The organism is Streptomyces sp. NPDC021212 (genome assembly GCF_044332925.1).
GTDB lineage: Bacteria > Actinomycetota > Actinomycetes > Streptomycetales > Streptomycetaceae > Streptomyces.
The window spans coordinates 206242-207917 of the sequence record NZ_JBIRPZ010000012.1; the positions used below are offsets into that span (position 1 = coordinate 206242).

The 1676-nt window shown below is 72.3% G+C and carries 1 protein-coding gene; it reads right to left on the reverse strand.

Annotated elements, in window-relative coordinates; all coding sequences use genetic code 11:
• Positions 1 to 190 precede the first annotated feature (190 nt).
• Entirely contained in the window at positions 191 to 1108 is a 918-nt protein-coding gene (locus tag ACH4SI_RS30560; protein WP_398301304.1) for a type VII secretion system-associated protein, read from the reverse strand.
• Positions 1109 to 1676 lie beyond the last annotated feature (568 nt).

The window sequence follows — 1676 nt, forward strand, 5'->3', positions numbered from 1 at the left end:
CCATACCAGCGGGCTTGGAGTGTACGCAGTGAATATGGCAAACGGATGTCCGTGTCCAGCCGACGGCCGAACAACTAGACGTTCCCCTCGTGGTCATCACCGGCACGACACCGTTGGATCTCGAATCGGGTGCTGTCGGCCACCGCCGGGGAAGCCTTCCGGCGGCGCTCGGCGGTGTCGTCCGCCTCGGTCACCGGCTCTCGCCCTCTCCGGAGTCGGGCAGCTCCACGTCACTGACGCGCTTGCGGCGGGCCGCCGCCTTGCGGGGCGCCGCCGTACCGCCCGCCGTCGCCTCGGCCGCCGCCGGGGTGTCCTGCGCCGGGCCGTCCTCCGCCGTGGCCGGTGCCCCGGCCTCCTGCGCGGTGGCCTCGCGGGTCACCATCGTCGGCCACTCCGCCTCGGAGTTCTCCTCCGCGGCCTCATCGGCGGGCGCCTCGGCCGCGGCCGCCATGATGTCCGCCAGGCCGTCCGTGGTCATCACCATGCTGACCGGGGCGGAGCTGTTGATGCACAGGCTGTGCCCCTCCGGCAGCCGGTCGAGCAGCGCGGGCACCCGCACCCGCTCGAAGCCCAGACGTCCGGCGGCGTGCAGGTAGGGCGGCGAGGTGAAGATCGGGACCACCGCCGTGCCGTCCGGTGCCGACGCGCTCACCGGTTCGCCGTTCGCCGTGACCAGCACCGCGACCTCCGCCTTGGCCAGGGCGGCGGTGACGTCCTCCGCCGGGCCGTAGCCGGTGGTGGCGAGCTGGATGGCGGCGTCCACGTCGTCCTCGGGCTCGGGCCAGCCGAGCGCTTCCGGGGAGGGCTGGTAGTTCTCGTTGTCCTGCCACTCCACGATCTCGCCGTCGTCGTCGGAGCGCCACTGGCCCACCACGGCCCAGTCCGGCGGGGGGCCTTCGCCCTGCCACGCGGGGTCGGTCAGGTACAGCCAGTGGTTCGGCGCCAGCTTGGCGGCCTTGACGAACTCCTCCGGCGGCTCCGGCACTTCGGTGTCGTCGGTCGCCCCGGTCGCCGGGGCTTCGGCGGTCGGCTCGAACTCCGCGAAACCGGTCGACGGCTCGGCCGATTCGGATGGGGTGACCGCGGCGGAAGCGCCGTTGTCGCTCATGCTGTCCTCGCTTACTGGGCCGGCTGGCTCACTGCTGGAAATGCTCGGCATGGTGGATGATGTGGGCGCACCCGTGCGGGGTTGCCCGGTGTACCTACTCCGTCCCCCGAGGCGCGTCGCGCCCGTTCCACCCAGCTCTCCCGCAACTCACTCTCCGGTAAGGCCCGGGCCACCGGGGCGGAGGAGCTGAGGTACACCAGATCCCGGTCCTCGGGCAAGCGACCGAGGAGATCGGATACCCGCATCATCACATGGGCGGGCAGCATCTCGTCCATCAGCTGAGCGGATCTTGAGATTACGGCCACCACCGCGTGGCCGCCCGTGCGTTGCCGAAGCCGCCGTGAACCGACCTCCGGGCCCCTCACCGGCCGGGCCCCCCGCGGCCGGTGCGTACGGGGTTACGGGGTGGGCTCGTTCACCGTCACCCACGGCAGTGGCCGCGGCCCGCTGAGCGTTCCGGTCCAGCAGCATCTGGGTTCTGTTCCGCAGCGATTCGGCGGGCTCGTTGAGGGAGACGGACATGTGCCCGGCCGACGGTCGGGGCCGAGACCGCCGGGGCCCTGAGCGG